Raw genomic sequence first — 16,785 nt, forward strand, 5'->3', positions numbered from 1 at the left:
TAGAAATTCCGTTTCCGCCGCACATATTCTGGCCCAAGCCGGATCAAAGACCAAGGGGACATCATGCGCGCGACGGTTCTACCACTGGCGACACTGCTACTGGGCTTTTCGCTTTTGCAGATGAGCAACGGGTTGCAGGGCACGCTTTTGGCCGTGCGCGCGGGGCTTGAAGGGTTTGGCGGGGCGACCACCGGCCTCATCATGTCGGGCTTTTTCGCGGGGCTGAGCGTAGGCTCCTTCGTGGCACCCCGGCTGATCAGCGGGGTGGGCCATATCCGCACCTTTGCAGCACTCGCCTCTGTCGCCTCCGCCGCGGCGCTGATGCATTTGGCTTTCATCGACCCGTGGGTCTGGATCGCGGTGCGCTGCCTCACCGGTTTTGCCTTTGCCGGGTTGATCATCGTGACGGAAAGCTGGCTCAACGCCTCCGTCAGTTCTGCGCAGCGGGGCAAATTGCTCGCGGTCTACGGCATGGTCGGCATGGCCTCAGGTGCGGCGGGACAGTTTCTGCTGAACCTCGGGGATCCGGCTGAGTTCATCCTCTTCGTGCTCGTCTCCATCGTGATGTCGCTGTCGCTGGTGCCAATTTCGCTTAGCCGTGTAGAGGGGCCGCGCTCAGAAGGCGCGCAGGAACCGCCTTCGCTGCGCCGACTGTGGGGGCTGTCGCCCTACGGGGCGGTCAGCGCGGGACTGGTCGGGGCCTCTATCGGGACGTTCTACGGGCTGGCACCGCTCTTCGCGCAGGAGATGGGCTATACCCAAGCGCGCATCGCCCTGCTGATCGCGGCCTTCACCATCGGCGGGCTGATGCTGCAATTCCCGTTGGGCTGGGTTTCCGACCGGATGAGCCGCCGGGGCTTGGGCGTCGGACTGGCTGTGGCGGGCGGTGCTTTGATGATGCTGACCCTGCCGATCCCCGCCCCTTCGGGGTCGATGTTGCTGGTGCTGGGCTTTGCCATCGGCGGGCTGGTTCTGCCTGCGCAATCCATCGTCATCGCCCATGTCAACGACCGCGCCCCCGGCTCGGCGGTGGTGGCCGTCTCGGGCGGGCTGGTGCTGATGCAGGGGATTGGCGCCGCAATCGGACCGCTGCTGGCGGGTGTGCTGCTGGATACGCTGGGTCCGCGCGGCCTGCCGCTGGCGCTTGGCGGTTTTCAGTTGACCATCGTGGCATGGGGGCTGCTGCGCATGACCCTGCGCAGCGATCCCGAAACCCAAGAGCGTCACGCGGCACCGCCGCTGACCCCCAACTTTGTCGAAGGCGAGCTGAGCCGCGAGGAATAGCGCGGCTTAGCTCTGGGGCCAGCTCTTCGGCACGTTGCTGCGCAGCTCTTCCAGCCACGGGGTGGCGACGGAGTCCGACGGCGCGCGCCAGTCCCCGCGCGGCGACAATGCCCCCCCGGCGCTGACCTTAGGCCCATTCGGCAGAGCCGAACGCTTGAACTGGCTGGTGGCAAAGAAGCGATGCAGGAATTTTTCGAGCCAATGGCGGATCGTCTTCAGATCATAGGCGTTGCGTTTGCCCTGCGGAAAGCCCTCAGGCCAGCGCCCCGCCTCGACATCATGCCAAGCGTGCCACGCCAGAAAGGCCACCTTTGACGGGGCGAGCCCGTAGCGCATGGTGTGAAAGAGGAAGAAGTCGTTCAACTCATAGGGGCCGATCATCGACTCCGTGCTTTGAATCTCTTCATCTTCGCCCGCGGGCACCAGTTCGGGCGAAATCTCGGTGTCCAGAATGGCTTGCAGAACCTTGTCCGTCTCAGCGTCGAACTGGCCCGAACGGGTGGCCCAACGGATAAGATATTGGATCAGCGTTTTCGGGACGCCGGTGTTCACGGCATAGTGGCTCATCTGGTCGCCCACGCCATAGGTGCACCAGCCAAGCGCCAGTTCGCTTAGATCACCGGTGCCGATGACAAAGCCCTGCCGCTGGTTGGCGAGCCGGAAGAGATAATCGGTGCGCAGCCCGGCTTGGACGTTTTCAAAGGTGATGTCATAGACCGGCTCCCCGTCTGAGAAGGGGTGATCCATATCCTCAAGCATCTGGCGCGCGGCGGGGCGAATGTCGATCTCATCCGCGGTGATGCCCATGGCCTGCATCAATTTCCACGCGTTGGATTTGGTGCCCTCGGAGGTGGCGAAGCCCGGCATGGTAAAGCCGAGGATCCGGTCGCGCGGAATGCCCATACGGTCACAGGCTTTTGCCGCCACGATCAGCGCATGGGTCGAATCCAACCCGCCGGAAATGCCGATGACCATGGTCTTGCCCTTGGTCGCCTCAAAGCGGCGGCGCAGCCCTTCGACCTGAATGTTGAACGCCTCGTAGCAGTCTTGGTCAAGATGGCTTTCGCGGTTCGGCACATAGGGGAAACGACGCAAGGGGCGGATCAGCCCGGCGTTCTCGTGATGCGGCTGATGGGCAAAGGTCACCCGGCGGAATTCCGGCGCGCGGTGCCGCGCGGCGTCATGGAAACTACCCGTCCGCATCCGCTCGGACTGGATACGCCCGCAATCTACATCGGCGATGGTCAGTTCCGGCTCCAGCGGGAAACGGGTGGATTCGGCCAGAAGATCGCCCAACTCATGGATCATCCCCTGCCCATCCCACGCCAGATCGGTCGTGCTCTCCCCCGGCCCGGCGGCGGAGTACACATAGGCCGCGAAGGCGCGCATGGATTGCGACCGGCAGAGCAGGTGACGGTCAGAGGATTTGCCGATCACGATGTTGGAGGCCGAGAGATTGGCGAGGATCAAGGCGCCCCCGAGAGCCGCATCCGCCGAGGGCGGCGCCGGCGTCCAGAGGTCTTCGCAAATCTCGGCATGGAAGATCAGACCGGGCAGATCCGTCGCCTCAAAAATCAGGTCATCGCCAAAGGGCACTCGCCGGCCCGCGACGGTGATCTCTCCGCCGGTGTCCCGGCCATGGGCGAACCAGCGTTTCTCATAGAACTCGCGGTAATTGGGCAGGTAGGATTTCGGCACCACGCCCAGCACCTGCCCGCGTGAAATGGCGATGGCGCAATTATAAAGCCGCCCCTCACGGCGCAGTGGCGCGCCGAGCAGGATCACGGGGGTCATCTGGGCGCTGGCCTCAATGAGGTCGCCAAGCGCCTCTTCCACCGCCGTCAGCAGCGCATCCTGCATGTGCAGATCGTCGATGGCATAGGACGAGAGTGACAGTTCGGGGCAAACCAGCAAATCCACCCGCGCCGCATCGGCCCGGCGCATTTCGTCCAACAGGCTGTCGCGGTTGAAGGCCACATCAGCGGGCCGCACATGCGGTGTGCAGGTCGCCACCCGGACAAAGCCATGACGGTGGTAGGCGGTAAAGGCGGCGGCTTGGCTCTTGCTCACGTCAGGCTCTCCTCCAACATATCCAAAATCGTTTCAAGGCATCGCTGCCGGATCGCATCCCGCCCAATGGCACCAAAGGACTCGGCCCGATGAACCGTGTTACACCCCTCGCGTGCAAGCGCAAAATGCACAAGCCCCTCTTCATCCTCGGCGCTGCCCGGCCCGGCGAACCCGGTGGTCGAGACGGCGATCTGCGCGCCCGAGCGGTCCTGCGCGCCTTCGGCCATGGCAATCGCCACGGGGCGCGAAACCGCGCCGCAGCGGTCCAAAAGGGCCCGATCGACGCCCAACAGCTCATGCTTGGATTGATCCGTATAGGTGACGAAACCCCGCTCGAACGCGTGGGAGCACCCTTCGATATCCGTGAGCAGCGCGGCGACCAGCCCGCCGGTGCAGCTTTCCGCCGTGGCGATGTGAATGTCGCGGTCGCAAAGCACTTCCAAAACGGATTTCGCGCGATCTGCGATGTCGGGCTGCGCTAGGGGGTCACTGTTCTGCATCTTCGCTCCGCAAATTGGTGCCTTGTTAAGCAAAACCCCCGCAGGCCGCCGTGGTTCCTTGCGTTGACCCGCCGCAAACCGCCTGCTTAACATTGCAAGAAACCGAAACGCACCTCTGCATATGGGACCGAAGCGATGATTGATTTCTACACATGGACCACCCCCAACGGCCGCAAGGTCTCGATCCTGCTCGAAGAATTGGGAATCGACTACAATGTGCACGCCATCAACATCGGCAAGGATGAGCAGCACGCGCCTGAGTTCCTAAAGATCAGCCCCAACAATAAAATCCCCGCCATCGTGGACCATGACACTGGGGTAAGCCTGATGGAATCCGGCGCGATCATGGTCTACCTCGCCGAGAAACATGGCCGCTTCCTGCCTGAGGGTCAGACCGCGCGGGCCGAGGTGATGCAATGGTTGATGTGGCAGATGGGCGGCTTTGGCCCCATGGCCGGGCAGGCGCATCACTTCTTGCATTTCAACCCCGGCAAGGCCGCCTATGCCGAAGAACGTTTCGGGGACGAGGTCAAACGGCTTTACGGCGTGCTCGACAAACAGCTTGAGGGGCGGGACCATATATGCGGCGAATATTCCATCGCGGATATGGCCTGCTGGCCTTGGGTGTCGCGCTATGAATGGCAGCAGATCGACCTTGCCGACTACCCCAACGTACGCGCGTGGTATCAGCGCCTCCGCGCGCGGGAGGCGGTGCAAAAGGGCTACCATGTGCCCAAGGTGATGGGCGAGATTCCAGAGGGGTAAGCGCCCCGCTCCGCCGTGACTGCAACGTAGGCGGGAACCAACAGACAAGTTGAACGGTTGCACTTCCAAAGGCAGTGCTGCCGTCCGCGCAGGCTGCCCGTTTCACGAATGGGGGGCAGTATCGTGGCGCTTGATCTCAAAGGTGTATCCTTGCGCGGCTGTCGGGCACTGCCATGAACAGTGCGCCGCGTTTCGACCCTTTCCCACCCCATTCGCAAAGGGATATCCTGTCGCAATCTGCCCGAAAGGCCCTGCGCCACGCGGCGCGGGCCGAAGAGGCGGGCGCCGCCCCGATCAGCGGCTCTATCGACATTCTGCGCGACGCGGGGCTGATGCTGGAAGACGGCGCCACGGCGCCTTTGCGCACCGCCCATGCGCTGATGCAGATCGGTGCCGCCAACCTCAGCGTCGGCCGCTTATGGGAGGGCCACGTCAACGCGCTGCGCCTGATCCGCCTATACGGCAGCGCGACGCAGGCGGAGCGGGCGAAGCAGGTGATCCGGCAGGGCGGGCTTCTGGGCGTTTGGGGGGCCGATGGCAGCAATCCGGCGCGTTTCGAAAAGGTTGTTTTGAAGGGTGAGAAGATTTTTGCCTCTGGTCTCGGCACCGTAACCCATGCGCTCGTCTCGCTCAATTCCGGCCCCGAGGTGCAGCTTGCGCTGATCGACGTGACCGACCCCGCGCGCGGTGATGCCTCCCAATGGGACATGCTGGGGATGCGGGCGACGGCCTCGGGGACCTATGATTTTTCCGGCCTACCTCTTGAGGATGACGCGCTTATCGGCGGCCCCGGCGACTACCTGAAAGAGCCGCATTTCGTCGGCGGCGTCTGGCGGATCGCGGCGCTTCAGGCGGGCGCGGCCGCGGGGTTGATCGATGCGGCAGCCACTGCCTTGCGGGACATGGACCGGCTTGAGGCCGAGGCCCAATTAAGCCGCCTGATGCAGGTGCTGATGCGGATCTGGGCCGGAATGGCATTGGTCGAACGCGCCGCTCTCGCCAACGCGGATGACCACGCGGAGGAGACCCTCGTCAGCACCTCGATCGCCGCGCGGATTTATACTGAGGAAGTCGCCCTCGACGCGATCAAAGCGGTGGAGCAGAGCCTTGGGTTGCGCCATTTCACCGGAACTTCCGAGACGGGTCGCATGGCACGCGATCTCTCGGTCTATCTGCGCCAAGCCGCGCGCGACGCCTTCCTGCAACGCGCCGCCCGCCATGCGCTTTCAAGCGACCAGACGGTTTGGGGTGTCTTTGGATGAGCCATAACGCCCCCCTCGCCGAGGCTCTTTCGGGCCGCGAAAAGATCGTGGTTCTGGCGCCGCATCCGGACGACGAAACACTCGGCTGCGGCGGGCTTTTGGCCCGCGCTTTCGCAGGGCCCGGGGCGCATGTCATTTGCCTGTCCGATGGCGGCGCCAGCCACCCCGGTTCCCGCGCATGGCCCCCGGCCCGATTGGCCGAAAGGCGACGCGCGGAATTGGCAGAGGCGCTTGATCTCCTTGGTGGCGGCGCAGCGGATTTGACATGGCTCGGCCATCCCGACAGCCGCTTGCACGAGGTGCCAGCCGACGCCATCCTGACTGAGCTGATGCAAGTGATCGACGCGCAAGCGGCACGCCACCTCTTCGTCCCGGCAAGCGAGGACAAACATTGCGACCACCAAACCACCGCGTCACTGGCCGACGGCCTGCGCGCGCAGCGCCCCGATCTGCATTTTCATAGCTATCCGGTGTGGAGCCGTTTCGACGATCCGAACTTTGCCGAGAACACGGCAGGCTACGCCCCCCTCACCCTCGACACCGCCGCCTACCGCGAAGCCAAGAGTGCCGCGATCCGCACGCATCGCAGCCAGCTTGGCCAAGTCGTGCAAGACGATCCCGAGGGGTTCGTTCTGCCCGAGGCGATGATCAACCTCTTCGCACAGCAAGACGAAATCTTTTGGAGGATGCCGTGATGGGTGTGGGGTTGGATCATCTCCAAGGTCTCTATGCCGAGACGAGCGATCCTTGGGGGTTCGAACATAGCGCCTATGAGCAGGCCAAATTCGCCGCGACGCGGGCGGCGCTTTCGCAGGATGGCTACCGCTCGGCCTTTGAACTCGGCTGCGGCAATGGTCAACTGGCACGCCACCTGATCGACATCTGCGCGCGCTATACCGGGATGGACGCCGTGGCCAGCGCCCTGACCGCCGCGCGTAAAACGGTGCCGGAGGGGCGCTTCGTTCAAGGGTTCTATCCCGGCCCCCTGCCCGAGGGGGATTTCGATCTGCTGATCCTCTCCGAAGTGCTCTATTTTCTGGATCATGCAGGGTTGGCCCAGCTGGCGACCGACATCGCGACCCGCTGGCCGCAGGCCGGGATCATCTGCGTGACTTGGCGCGGTGACACCGGCAATCCGTTGCAAGGGGAGGAGGCGTTGAACGGCTTTGCCAAGGCGCTCGACACCCATGCCTTCACCTGCGTCAGCAAGACCGAGAACTACCGCATCGACCGCGCCTTTCCGGAGGGTGACAGATGAGTTTCGAGCGCTGGAAAGACACCGCGATCATCGTCCCCGCCCGGAACGAGGCGGAGCGGATCGGCGATTGCCTTACCGCCCTCGCCCCCCAGTGCAACGACCGTGTCCACGTGATCCTCGTGGTGAACAACACCGATGACGACACCGCCAAGATCGCCAAGGCGGCGGCGGGGCGGCTTGGCCTCGACCTCACCGTGCTCGACCTCACCTTTCCCCCCGGCATGGGGGTCGGCGCGGCAAGGCGGAAGGGCTGCGCCGTGGCGCTCGAACAGATGCCTCATCTGCGCCAGATCCTGACCACCGATGCCGATTGCCGCGTCAGCCCCGATTGGGTGGCGCGTAGCATTCACCATCTTCAACGTTTTGACGCGCTTTGCGGCAGGGTCACGCTGAACCCCGAAGAGGCCGCCACTTTGGCGCCGCAAGACCCCATGTTTGAGGTCCATGAAATGACCTACCGCCGCTTGGTACTCACACTCTACGCGCGGCACGCCCCGAACTGCGCCGATTTGCAGAACAGCCATGGCGAAGCGCCGGGGGCCAGCCTTGGCTTTACCCGCGATGCCTATGAGGCCGTCGGCGGTTTCGCCCCGATCCCCTGTGGCGAGGACCGCGCGATCATCCGTGCCCTGCGGGCGGCGTCCCGCCGGGTGCTTCACGCGGATGATGTCTGGGTCGAAGCCTCTTGCAGGCTTGTCGGGCGGGCAGCGGGGGGCATGGCGGATACGCTGCGCAACCGGCTGAGTGGGGCGGGATACTTCGCGGACGACTGTTTGCCGGATGCGGCGCGCCTAATCGACCAATCTCGCCGGGGGGTCTTGGGGTGTTGGCCCGCGCAAATGTCGCAGGACCAGCGCATCCCGGTCGAAGATCTACCCGCCCATATCGCGATGCTGCGGGCCTTTTTGGACATGCCTGCGCGTGATGAAGCCGCCACCACACTTCCTCAAGCCGCACCCAATCGCGGGGCGCGCAAGAACTTTCCCGCCCGTGCCGCAAAAGCGTCGGAACCCCTCGCCGCGGGGGTGGTTGAACTCTCATAGGGTCGGGCGTTGACCGCCCGCTCTGGAGCGGCCCTCTCGGCCCGCCACAAATTAGCAACAAATCCTCCCGATTATATTCCGGGGGCGCTGTGGAGAAAGATCATGACAGACAAAGAACTTGGCAAAGGCGGCGAACCCCGCCAGCAAACCACGGACCGCGAAAAGACGATGACGACCGCGCAGGGCGGCCCGATCGCGGATGATCAGAACTCACTCAAAGCAGGTCCGCGCGGCCCGGTCTTGATGGAAGACCACGTATTCCGCGAGAAGATGTTTCATTTCGACCACGAGCGCATTCCAGAGCGTGTCGTTCACGCCCGCGGCTACGGCGTGCATGGGCATTTCGAGCTGAAGGAAGCGATCCCCGAATTGTCCTGCGCCGATATCTTCCAGCGCGTCGGTGAGAAGACCCCGACCTTCACCCGTTTCTCCACCGTGGCAGGCAACAAGGGCTCTTTCGATCTGGCCCGCGACGTGCGCGGTTTCGCGACGAAGTTCTACACGCAAGAAGGCAACTGGGACCTCGTCGGCAACAACATCCCCGTGTTCTTTATCCAAGACGCGATCAAGTTCCCCGATCTCATCCACTCCGTCAAACCCGCCCCTGACCGTGGCTTCCCGCAGGCACAGTCGGCGCATGACAACTTCTGGGATTTCGTCTCGCTCTCGCCCGAGGCGATCCATATGACGCTGTGGCAGATGTCCGACCGTGCAATCCCGCGCTCCTTCCGCTTCATGGAAGGCTTCGGCGTGCATACCTTCCGGTTGGTGAATGCCGAGGGAAAATCCCATTACGTCAAGTTCCACTGGAAGCCCAAACAGGGTCTGCAATCGGTGGTCTGGAACGAAGCGCTCAAGATCAACGGCGCGGACCCGGATTTCCACCGCCGCGACATGTGGGATGCCATCGACGCGGGCGACTTCCCGCAATGGGATCTGGGCATTCAGGTCTTCGACGACGAATTCGCCGATAATTTCGAGTTCGACATCCTCGACGCCACCAAGATCATCCCCGAAGAGCAGGTACCGGTGCGCATTATCGGCACGCTGACGCTGGACGCCAATGTCGACAACTTCTTCGCCGAGACCGAGCAGGTGGCCTTTTGCACCCAGAACATCGTGCGCGGGATCGACCACACGAATGACCCGCTGCTACAGGGCCGGAACTTCTCATACCTCGACACGCAGCTTAAGCGTCTCGGCGGGCCGAACTTCACCCATATCCCGATCAACGCGCCGAAATGCCCGTTCCACCACTTCCAGCAGGACGGCCATATGGCGATGCACAATCCCAAGGGTCGCGTGAACTACGAGCCCAACAGCTGGGGCGAGGATGGTGGTCCGCGCGAGAACCCAGAGATTGGTTTTCAGAGCTACCCGGCCGAAGTCGAAGGCACGAAACAGCGCGTGCGGTCCGAGACATTCGCTGACCACTACAGCCAAGCGCGGCAGTTCTACATCAGCCAGACCGAGATCGAGCAGCAGCACATCGCGGCGGCCTATACCTTCGAGCTGTCGAAATGTCAGGAAGAGCGCATTCGCCTACGGATGCTCTCGCATCTGATGAACGTGCATGACGATCTGGCGAAACAGGTGGCCGAAGGCTTGGGCGTGACCGAGATGCCGGAACCCGCCAAACCCGCGCGGGAGCCGATCACCGATCTGCCGCCGTCGGATGCGCTCAGCATTCTAAAGAACGCGCCGAACAGCTTCGCGGGCCGCAAGTTGGGTCTGTTCCTGACCGAAGGCGCGGATGCCTCGGTGGTGGAAGCCTTGGAAAAAGCCTTCGCCGATGAGGGCGCGATGGTCGCCATCGTGACGCCGCATATCCAAGGGGTGACCCTTTCGGACGGCAGCACCCGCGAAGCGGATGAGAAGATCGACGGCGGCCCCTCGGTGGTCTTTGACGCGGTGGCCTTGGTCTTCGGGAATGAGAAAGCCGACAAGATCGCCAAGAACAAACCGGCGCAGGATTTCGTCTCGGACGCCTTTGCGCATAACAAATTCATCGCTTGGACCACCGCCGCCGATCCGCTGCTCAATGCCGCCGGGGTGGAGAAGGACGAGGGCACGATGGAGGTCTCTGCCGATAATGCGGACACGTTCCTTCAGACCTGCCGCAAACTTCGGTTCTGGCAGCGCGAAGAAAAGCTGAACTGGGAATAAGAAAACATCGGGCCGGGGCAGAAATGCTCCGGCCCTTTTTCTAGCGCCGATGCACCTGTGATGAGGGCGAAATCGCGTTCGCCGTGTCCTGAAGGCGCGGCAGAATCTCGGCCCTAATCCGCTCCCGCGTCCAGGTATGCGCCGAGACCGAACATTGCACCGCCGCAAAGGCCCGCCCATCGGGGCCGGTAATTGGACAGGCCACCCCGATCTCGGACAAAATCATCTGATCGCTGGAGATCGCATAGCCCTGCTGCACGGCCTCACCGATGCTGTTGCGGATCGTGGCGCGGTCCATCGTGGTGCGCGCGGTGAAGGGTTTGAGCGGCCAAGTCTCGATAGCTTCTTCCCGGTCTTCGGGCGAGAAGGTCGAGATGATCGCCCGCCCCGCCGACGTCGAAAGCGCAGGCAGCCGCCGTCCGATCACCGTCGCCGCGAAATAGGTCCGCTGGCAGGGCAGTCGGCTGACGTAGATGATGTGATCGGTCGAAAGCTCGGCGAGGTTCACCGTCTCCCCAATCTCTTGGCTGAGGTCGATCAGCTTGGGAATCGCCTGTCCGACCAATTGATCCGACCAGTAATAGGCATAGGCCAGCTCCAACCAAGCATGGGACGGGCGGTAGCGCCGTGTGGCCGGATCCTTTTCCAACATGCCCTCGATATGCAGCGTATTCGCCAGCCGCTGAACCGCGCTTTTGTCCAATCCGCTGCGCGCGGCCAGCTCGACCAACGACAATTCCGTATGCGATTCATCGAAGGCGCGGAGCAGCCGCAGCCCCTTGGCAAGCGACCCGACGTAGAGCGTATTTTGCTTCTTTTCCAATCACCTACCCCGAAATCTGGCCCAATTGTTCAAACCGGGGCTTGACGTATGTCGATCTGATTGCGTTTATTAATCGTATTGCGATATCAAGTATTATTATATGATACGAGACGCAAGTCAAAAAGATACGGAACCGAATTCGTTAACCAGCAGGGGAGTTGACCATGAAATCCACGGTCCTGAAATCAACCATCACCGGGCTTGTCTTGGCCGCCGCCACGGGCGCGGCTTGGGCGGACAAAGCCAATGACACGCTGAATGTCGCCTTCACCAAAGAGCTTGAGAACGTCGACAGCTACTTCAACTCGTCCCGCGAAGGCGTGGTGTTGCAACGCGCCGTCTGGGATGGTCTGATCTACCGCGATCCGGTCACCAACGAATACATGGGCAACCTCGCCACCGAATGGGAATGGATCGACGACACGACCATCGAATTCAAACTGCGCGAAGGCGTGAAATTCCACGACGGGTCGGACTTCACCGCCGATGACGTGGTCTTTACCGTGAACTACGTCGCCGATGAGGCCAATGGCGTGAAAACGCAGCGCAACGTGAACTGGATGAAATCGGCTGAGAAGGTCGACGACTACACCGTGCGCATCATGCTGAAAGAGAAGTTCCCGGCGGCGATCGAATTCCTCTCCGGCCCCGTTTCGATGTATCCCAGCGACTACTACGAAGAAGCCGGCCCCGAAGGCATGGGCCTGAAACCCGTCGGCACTGGCCCTTACAAGGTGACCGAAGTCGTCCCCGGCCAGCACTTCAAACTGGAAGCCTATGAGGGCTACCACGACAGCCCCAAGGGCAAGCCCAGCATCAAGAAAATCGACATCCGCACCATCCCGGATGTGAACACGCAGATGGCCGAACTGTTCAGCGGCTCGCTTGATCTGATCTGGCAGGTGCCTTCGGACCAAGCCGAGAAACTGGCCGAGCGGGATGAGTTCCAAGTCTCCAACGAATCCACCATGCGCGTGGGCTATCTGACGCTGGATGCGGCGGGCCGCTCCGAGGACAGCCCCTTTACCGACGTGCGCGTGCGCAAAGCCGTGAACTATGCGATCAACCGTCAGGAACTGGTCGATGCGCTGCTTAAAGGCAAATCCAAAGTCGTCTACACCCCTTGCTTCCCCAGCCAGTTCGGCTGCGACGAAGACGCGGCTGTGAAGTATGAATACAACCCCGAGAAGGCCAAGGAATTGCTGGCCGAGGCGGGCTACGAAGACGGTCTGACCATCGACTTCTACGCCTACCGCGACCGCGAATATGCCGAGGCGATCACCAGCTATCTTAACGCTGTTGGCATCGATACCAACTTCAAGATGTTGCAGTATTCCGCCCTGCGTGAGCAGAACATGAAGGGCGAAACCGCCGTGTCGTTCCAGACATGGGGCAGCTATTCGATTAACGACGCCTCCGCCATGGTCAGCCAGTTCTTCAAACATGGCTCGCTCGACTACGCGATGGACGACGAGACGCTCGAATACCTCAACATCGCCGACAGCTCGACCGATCCCGAGGTCCGCAAAGAGAACTACTCCAAGGCGATCGAACGCATCACCGAGGAAGCCTATTGGGCGCCGATGTTCTCCTACAACACCAACTATGTGACCACCAATGAGGTGGAATACACACCCACAGCCGACGAAGTCCTGCGCTTCACCACGGCCAGCTGGAAGTAAACCAACCGGCGGGGGCGCCGTGACCGGTGCCCCCGCCCTTCTCCCCTTCCGCACCCAACCCAGACCCACGCGGCAGGCCCTCGCCTGCGGCGCAGCCTCAAGGTAGTTGCACCCGTGCTTCAATTCATTCTCAAACGATTGGGACTGGCCCTTCTCGTGGCCTTCACCGTGTCGTTTATCAGTTTTAGCCTGCTGTTCCTGTCGGGCGACCCCGCCGCCGCGCTGGCCGGTGAAACCGCCAGTGGCGAAGATATCGAGGCCCTGCGCCGTCTCTATGGTTTTGACCGGCCCATGCTGGTGCAATATGGCGAATGGCTGTTCTCGGCCCTTCAGGGCGATTTCGGCGAAAGCTACTATTTCCGCCTGCCCGTCGCCTCGCTCATCGCCGACCGATTGAGCGTGACCATGACGCTCGGCGTCTGCGGCATCACCTTCGCGCTGCTGACCGCCGTTCCCTTGGGCGTGGTCGCCGCGATCCGCCCCAATTCGATCATCGACCGTGTGGCACTCTTCATCTCGGTTGCCGGTCAGGCGATGCCGAGCTTCTGGTTCGGCCTCATCCTGATCGTGGTCTTTGCCATCCAACTGGGTTGGCTGCCGCCTTCGGGCACCGACACATGGCGGCATTTCATCCTGCCGACGGTGGTGCTGGGCTATTACGCTATGCCCGCCATCATGCGCCTGACGCGCGCGGGCATGCTGGACGTGTTGAACTCCGACTACATCCGCACCGCGCGGGCCAAGGGCGCGAACGAGCGCCGGGTGCTGTTCCGCCATGCGCTGCGCAACGCGATCATCCCGGTGGTCAGCCTCGCCGCCGTGCAGATGGGCTTCATGCTGGGCGGCTCCATCGTCGTCGAGTCGATCTTCGCGCTGCATGGCGCGGGCTATCTGGCGTGGGAGAGCATCGCGCGCAACGACCTGCCCACGGTGCAGGCGCTGATCCTGATCTTCTCGATGTTCTACATCGTTTTCACCTTCCTCGCAGACGTGCTGAACGCATGGCTCGACCCCCGCATGAGGAGCAGCTGACATGGCCACGGCAAGCACACATGACAGCCTTTTGGACGAAATCACCGGCCCGACCCCCGGCCAGATGCTGCGCAAGCGCATCTTCGGGCACCAAGGTCTGCTGATCGGGGCGGTCGTTCTGATCATCCTCACGATCATCGCGATCCTCGCGCCCTGGATTGCCCCGCATGATCCCTATGCCCAAAGTCTGATGACCCGGATGGAGCCCCCCGTGTTCATGGGCGGCACATGGGAGCATCCCTTGGGCACCGACCATCTGGGCCGCGATTACCTGTCGCGCCTCATCTACGGCGCGCGGATTTCGCTGCTGATCGGGGCCGTGGCGGCGCTGATCTCGGGCCTCATCGGCACCGCCATGGGCGTGGCTGCTGGCTATTTCGGTGGCAAGGTCGATGCAGTCGTCACCTTCCTCATCAACGTGCGTCTCGCGATGCCGGTGGTACTGGTGGCGCTGGCCGTGGTGGCGATCCTTGGCGGATCGCTGCAAGTGGTCATCATGGTGCTGGGCCTGCTCTTGTGGGACCGTTTCGCGGTGGTCATGCGCGCCTCGACCATGCAGGTGCGGCGGCGCGAATATGTGGCCGCGGCACAGGTCATCGGCGCCTCCACCCCGCGCATCCTCTTGTCCGAGATCATGCCCAACATCGCCAACAACCTGATCGTCGTCGTGACGCTGGAGATGGCCCATGCGATCCTTCTGGAAGCGGCACTCTCGTTCCTCGGCCTTGGGGTGCAACCACCGACGCCGAGCTGGGGGCTGATGGTCTCCGAAGGTAAGAACATGATGCTGTTCGAGCCGTGGCTCGTGCTGATCCCGGGCGCTGTCCTCTTCGTGCTGGTGCTGGCGATCAACCTGATGGGTGACGGTCTGCGCGACGTCACCGCCCCCGAAAACCGGAGCTGACCCATGACAGAACCACTTCTGAGCGTCCGCAACCTGCGGCTCGATATTCCCACGGGCGGCGGCACCCTGCATGCGGTGCGCGGGATCGACTTCGACCTCAACCGTGGCGAGACCCTGTGCATCGTCGGCGAAAGCGGCTCGGGCAAATCGCTCACCTCGCTGGCCCTGATGGGGCTCTTGGGCAAATCCATCAAACGCCGCGCGGATCGGATGACCTTTGACGGGACCGAGTTGACCACCGCGAGCCAAGGCCAGATGCGCAAGCTGCGCGGGGCGCGGATGTCGATGATCTTCCAAGAGCCGATGACCTCGCTCAACCCGGCCTACACGATCGGCGATCAACTGGCCGAGGCGCTGCTTTTGCACCGCAAGGTCAGCCGCCAGCAGGCGCGGGACCGGGCGATTGAACTCTTGGAGAAGGTCGGCATCACCGCCGCCGAGAGCCGCTTGTCGCAATACCCGCACCAGCTGTCAGGCGGTCTGCGCCAGCGCGTGATGATCGCCATGGCGCTGATGTGCGAGCCGGAACTGATCATCGCGGACGAGCCGACCACCGCGCTCGACGTGACCATTCAGGCGCAGATCCTGCGACTGCTCCACGATCTGGGGCGCGAGATGAACATGGCCGTGATCCTGATCACCCATGACCTCGGCGTCGTGGCCCGCGTGGCCGACAAGGTCGCGGTGATGTATGCGGGTGAATTGGTCGAGACGGGCCCGGTGGGCGATATCTTTAACGCGCCCTCGCACCCCTATACCCGCGGGCTGCTGCGCTGCATCCCGCTCCCGGGCAAGACCGACCGCGGCGCGAAACTGGGCACGATTCCGGGCATCGTGCCCTCGCTCGTGGGCGAGGTTGAGGGCTGCGTCTTCCGTACCCGCTGCCCCCATGCCGTCGCCGAATGCCGTGGCGACATCCCCAAACGCGAGGACGGCAACCATGCCTTCCGCTGCATTTTCCCCGATGGCAAACGCCAGTCCGAGAAGGAGCTGACCGTATGAAGGACAGCGTGAACACACCCCCGGTGCTGGAGCTTTCCGGCGTCAGCAAGACCTACCGGGTGAAACAGGGCATGTTCGGCAAGGTCAAACCGCTCACCGCGGTGAATGACGTGTCGCTGCAATTGGGCAAGGGGGAGGTGCTGGGCCTCGTCGGTGAATCCGGCTGCGGCAAATCCACCCTCGCCAAAATCCTCTTGGGGCTGGAGCAGCCGACCGCCGGTCACGTCAAGATCGACGGCGAAGAGATCACCGAACAGGGCCGTCTGGCGCTGGCGCGGCGGATCCAGCCGATCTTTCAAGACCCCTATTCCTCGCTCAACCCGCGCAAGAGCATTTATGACGTGATCTCTCTGCCGCTGCGGGTGCACAACATCGGTGACGAGGAAAGCCGCAAGAAAAAGGTCAAAGAGATCCTCGACGTGGTGGGCCTGCCGCAACGGGTGATCAACACCTACCCCAGCCAGATGTCGGGCGGCCAGCGCCAGCGCGTCGCCATCGCCCGCGCGCTCATCATGAAGCCCGAGGTGGTGATCTGCGATGAGCCGACCTCGGCGCTGGATGTGTCGGTGCAGAGCCAGATCCTCAACCTGCTGGGCGAGCTGCGCGAGGAGTTCGGCCTTACCTATCTCTTCATCAGCCATGATTTGGCGGTGGTCGAACACCTCGCGACCCGCGTGGCGGTGATGTATCTGGGCGAGATCGTCGAGCAGAACTCGGTCGCCGGGCTCTTTGACGCGCCGCGTCATCCCTACACCAAGGCGCTGTTGAAATCCGTGTTGACGCCCGAGCCCGGTTTGGGCGTGCCGGACACGCAGCTTGGCATGGCCTACCCCAACCCCATCGCACCGCCGCCGGGTTGCCATTTCCATCCGCGCTGCCCGCGCGCGACGGATCTTTGCAAGCAAAAGGCACCGCGTCACACCCCGATCCCGCAGGGGCATGTCGCCTGCCATCTGCACGATCCGGAAACCCCCATGTACGAACAAGAGTAATC

At 62.7% G+C, this 16,785-nt stretch carries 15 protein-coding genes; 12 read left to right on the forward strand and 3 right to left on the reverse strand.

Translation table 11 applies throughout. The features are described from left to right. Positions 1-63 precede the first annotated feature (63 nt). Positions 64-1,284 carry an MFS transporter gene (locus tag ACGYKA_RS13350; RefSeq protein ID WP_394412908.1) on the forward strand — a complete coding sequence of 407 codons (1,221 nt, stop codon included), beginning with the start codon at positions 64-66 and terminating at the stop codon, positions 1,282-1,284. 6 nt (positions 1,285-1,290) lie between these two features. Here the strand turns inward: ACGYKA_RS13350 and ACGYKA_RS13355 are convergent, their stop codons facing one another. Then, entirely contained in the window at positions 1,291-3,354 is a 2,064-nt protein-coding gene (locus ACGYKA_RS13355) for an NAD(+) synthase (RefSeq protein WP_394412911.1), read from the reverse strand. Next, the gene (locus ACGYKA_RS13360; RefSeq protein ID WP_067265105.1) at positions 3,351-3,854 is read right to left on the reverse strand and encodes a CinA family protein; all 504 of its coding nucleotides are present in this window, start codon (positions 3,852-3,854) and stop codon (positions 3,351-3,353) included. The genes ACGYKA_RS13355 and ACGYKA_RS13360 overlap by 4 nt, the downstream gene beginning before the upstream one ends. Before the next feature lie 135 nt (positions 3,855-3,989). Here ACGYKA_RS13360 and ACGYKA_RS13365 point away from each other — a divergent pair, with 135 nt between their 5' ends. From ACGYKA_RS13365 to ACGYKA_RS13390, 6 genes are all read left to right on the forward strand, one after another. Continuing rightward, a complete protein-coding gene (locus ACGYKA_RS13365) occupies positions 3,990-4,619 on the forward strand; it encodes a glutathione S-transferase family protein (protein ID WP_394412914.1) in 630 nt (209 codons plus the stop codon). 173 nt (positions 4,620-4,792) lie between these two features. Beyond that, the gene (locus ACGYKA_RS13370; RefSeq protein ID WP_394412917.1) at positions 4,793-5,881 is read left to right on the forward strand and encodes an acyl-CoA dehydrogenase; all 1,089 of its coding nucleotides are present in this window, start codon (positions 4,793-4,795) and stop codon (positions 5,879-5,881) included. Then, positions 5,878-6,576 (forward strand): PIG-L deacetylase family protein, encoded by a 699-nt coding sequence (locus ACGYKA_RS13375; RefSeq protein WP_394412920.1) that lies wholly within the window; start codon positions 5,878-5,880, stop codon positions 6,574-6,576. Before ACGYKA_RS13370 ends, ACGYKA_RS13375 begins: the two co-directional genes overlap by 4 nt. Next, positions 6,576-7,139, forward strand: coding sequence for a class I SAM-dependent methyltransferase (locus ACGYKA_RS13380; protein WP_394412923.1), 564 nt, complete (start codon positions 6,576-6,578; stop codon positions 7,137-7,139). The genes ACGYKA_RS13375 and ACGYKA_RS13380 overlap by 1 nt, the downstream gene beginning before the upstream one ends. Beyond that, on the forward strand, positions 7,136-8,182 hold the full coding sequence (locus ACGYKA_RS13385) for a glycosyltransferase (RefSeq protein WP_394418080.1): 1,047 nt from the start codon (positions 7,136-7,138) through the stop codon (positions 8,180-8,182). The genes ACGYKA_RS13380 and ACGYKA_RS13385 overlap by 4 nt, the downstream gene beginning before the upstream one ends. A 102-nt stretch (positions 8,183-8,284) precedes the next feature. Beyond that, positions 8,285-10,348 (forward strand): catalase, encoded by a 2,064-nt coding sequence (locus ACGYKA_RS13390; RefSeq protein ID WP_394412929.1) that lies wholly within the window; start codon positions 8,285-8,287, stop codon positions 10,346-10,348. Between the two features lie 40 nt (positions 10,349-10,388). Here ACGYKA_RS13390 and ACGYKA_RS13395 read toward each other — a convergent pair whose 3' ends face one another. Beyond that, positions 10,389-11,171: an IclR family transcriptional regulator gene (locus tag ACGYKA_RS13395; RefSeq protein WP_271694044.1), complete on the reverse strand. Its 783-nt coding sequence runs from the start codon at positions 11,169-11,171 to the stop codon at positions 10,389-10,391. A gap of 164 nt (positions 11,172-11,335) precedes the next feature. On the opposite strand from ACGYKA_RS13395, the gene ACGYKA_RS13400 reads away from it, so the two are divergent. From ACGYKA_RS13400 to ACGYKA_RS13420, 5 genes are all read left to right on the forward strand, one after another. After that, a complete protein-coding gene (locus tag ACGYKA_RS13400; RefSeq protein WP_394412932.1) occupies positions 11,336-12,853 on the forward strand; it encodes an ABC transporter substrate-binding protein in 1,518 nt (505 codons plus the stop codon). Between the two features lie 114 nt (positions 12,854-12,967). Then, positions 12,968-13,885 carry an ABC transporter permease gene (locus tag ACGYKA_RS13405; protein ID WP_136720362.1) on the forward strand — a complete coding sequence of 306 codons (918 nt, stop codon included), beginning with the start codon at positions 12,968-12,970 and terminating at the stop codon, positions 13,883-13,885. Position 13,886: 1 nt separating this feature from the next. Next, positions 13,887-14,789 (forward strand): ABC transporter permease, encoded by a 903-nt coding sequence (locus ACGYKA_RS13410; protein WP_271690227.1) that lies wholly within the window; start codon positions 13,887-13,889, stop codon positions 14,787-14,789. A gap of 3 nt (positions 14,790-14,792) precedes the next feature. Further along, entirely contained in the window at positions 14,793-15,791 is a 999-nt protein-coding gene (locus tag ACGYKA_RS13415; RefSeq protein ID WP_067268446.1) for an ABC transporter ATP-binding protein, read from the forward strand. Beyond that, positions 15,788-16,783: an ABC transporter ATP-binding protein gene (locus tag ACGYKA_RS13420; protein ID WP_271690229.1), complete on the forward strand. Its 996-nt coding sequence runs from the start codon at positions 15,788-15,790 to the stop codon at positions 16,781-16,783. The genes ACGYKA_RS13415 and ACGYKA_RS13420 overlap by 4 nt, the downstream gene beginning before the upstream one ends. Positions 16,784-16,785 lie beyond the last annotated feature (2 nt).

This window comes from Sulfitobacter sp. 1A15106 (assembly GCF_043556995.1).
Taxonomy (GTDB): Bacteria; Pseudomonadota; Alphaproteobacteria; order Rhodobacterales; family Rhodobacteraceae; genus Sulfitobacter; species Sulfitobacter faviae.

Coding starts and splice junctions, on each gene's coding strand:
- ACGYKA_RS13415 (WP_067268446.1), top strand. CDS start 14,793: ATGACAGAACCACTTCTGAGCGTCCGCAACCTGCGGCTCGATATTCCC.
- ACGYKA_RS13360 (WP_067265105.1), bottom strand. CDS start 3,854: ATGCAGAACAGTGACCCCCTAGCGCAGCCCGACATCGCAGATCGCGCG.
- ACGYKA_RS13390 (WP_394412929.1), top strand. CDS start 8,285: ATGACAGACAAAGAACTTGGCAAAGGCGGCGAACCCCGCCAGCAAACC.
- ACGYKA_RS13380 (WP_394412923.1), top strand. CDS start 6,576: ATGGGTGTGGGGTTGGATCATCTCCAAGGTCTCTATGCCGAGACGAGC.
- ACGYKA_RS13400 (WP_394412932.1), top strand. CDS start 11,336: ATGAAATCCACGGTCCTGAAATCAACCATCACCGGGCTTGTCTTGGCC.
- ACGYKA_RS13365 (WP_394412914.1), top strand. CDS start 3,990: ATGATTGATTTCTACACATGGACCACCCCCAACGGCCGCAAGGTCTCG.
- ACGYKA_RS13385 (WP_394418080.1), top strand. CDS start 7,136: ATGAGTTTCGAGCGCTGGAAAGACACCGCGATCATCGTCCCCGCCCGG.
- ACGYKA_RS13375 (WP_394412920.1), top strand. CDS start 5,878: ATGAGCCATAACGCCCCCCTCGCCGAGGCTCTTTCGGGCCGCGAAAAG.
- ACGYKA_RS13350 (WP_394412908.1), top strand. CDS start 64: ATGCGCGCGACGGTTCTACCACTGGCGACACTGCTACTGGGCTTTTCG.
- ACGYKA_RS13420 (WP_271690229.1), top strand. CDS start 15,788: ATGAAGGACAGCGTGAACACACCCCCGGTGCTGGAGCTTTCCGGCGTC.
- ACGYKA_RS13370 (WP_394412917.1), top strand. CDS start 4,793: ATGAACAGTGCGCCGCGTTTCGACCCTTTCCCACCCCATTCGCAAAGG.
- ACGYKA_RS13410 (WP_271690227.1), top strand. CDS start 13,887: ATGGCCACGGCAAGCACACATGACAGCCTTTTGGACGAAATCACCGGC.